The sequence below is a fragment of the Campylobacter sp. RKI_CA19_01122 genome (assembly GCF_025771325.1).
GTDB classification, from domain to species: domain Bacteria; phylum Campylobacterota; class Campylobacteria; order Campylobacterales; family Campylobacteraceae; genus Campylobacter_D; species Campylobacter_D lari_D.
The window spans coordinates 1-1,180 of record NZ_JAKMPZ010000024.1; the positions used below are offsets into that span (position 1 = coordinate 1).

Below are 1,180 nucleotides of genomic sequence, written 5' to 3' on the forward strand. Positions count from 1 at the left end.
AATATGCTCATAAATCAAACTTATTTTATAGACTCTTGTGATGATGTAGAATTAAATATAAAAAGAGAAAGTAAATTAGAATATAGAATCACTTATGATGATAGTAAGCAAATGAAAGCTATTGTTTTTATCATAGGTGGGTATGGAGCTAATGCAAATATACATTTTCTAGAAAGTTATAGAAATTTTATAGCTAAAAAATTTGATGTAGTAGCTGTAAATGTATTTTATCATTGTTTTTGCCAAAGAAGATCGGATGTGGACAAATATAGTGCTGAAATGACTTTTTTATTAGACGATATAAGAACATTTGAAAAGGCTTTCAGGGATTTTGAAATAGAATTTGAAGTGCTAGATAATACAAAAAATATAGAAAAATATTATCAAATTCTTGATCAAAAAATGAGTATATTAAAAGAACAAGGAATTTTAAATCAAGACTATAAGGTTGAGTTATCTGTGACTTTTATCCCACCCAACAATGAGTATAATAATTTTGCCATTATGCCTGCTATCGATCATATCAATGCCTTAAAAGATATAATGAAAAATTATCCTCAATTTAAATCTTTACCTAAAATTTACGGGGGAGGGTCATACGGTGGCTTAGTGGCATTAATGTGTGCTAAAATAGCTCCTTGGTATGTAGATGGAGTGATAGATAATTCAGGTGCTGCATTGCCTCCGTTAAGATATATCATAGGAAGGGATTTAAATAAAGGTGATGCTATTTTAAACGAAGATGAGTTAAATAGTAAAGTTCATTGTTATGTGGAAACTTATTGGACACGCAAAAACCCAAACTCACCTTATTATTTTGCTGATGAAAATTATTTAATAAGAGCTTTACTTAATAAAGATCATTTGATCTTACAAGCTCAAAAGAATAAAAATATTATTTATACAAGTTATCATAGCGCTAAAGATGACTTAACTCCAGCTGAATATAAAATTTCTATGATAGAAATTTTAAAAGCCTTAAACTATGAAGTAGATTTTCATCTAATAGATGAAAAAGATATAGATGGTAAATTTATTAAAAATTTAACTCATGGCTGTGGAATTCCTGATAAGGCATTATTTAATAAAGAATTACCTATTATGCTTGAAAAATTAAAAGATAAAACATTTAGTATGAAAAAAGATAGTATATCTTATCCTTGTAAAAATAAAGTTTTTA

At 27.1% G+C, this 1,180-nt stretch carries 1 protein-coding gene; it reads left to right on the forward strand.

Going from position 1 to position 1,180, the window contains the following annotated elements; genetic code table 11:
* Nucleotides 1–3: 3 nt before the first annotated feature.
* Nucleotides 4–1,180 (forward strand): DUF2920 family protein (locus tag L8U37_RS08080; RefSeq protein WP_263728979.1); only part of this gene is annotated, 1,177 nt, incomplete at its 3' end.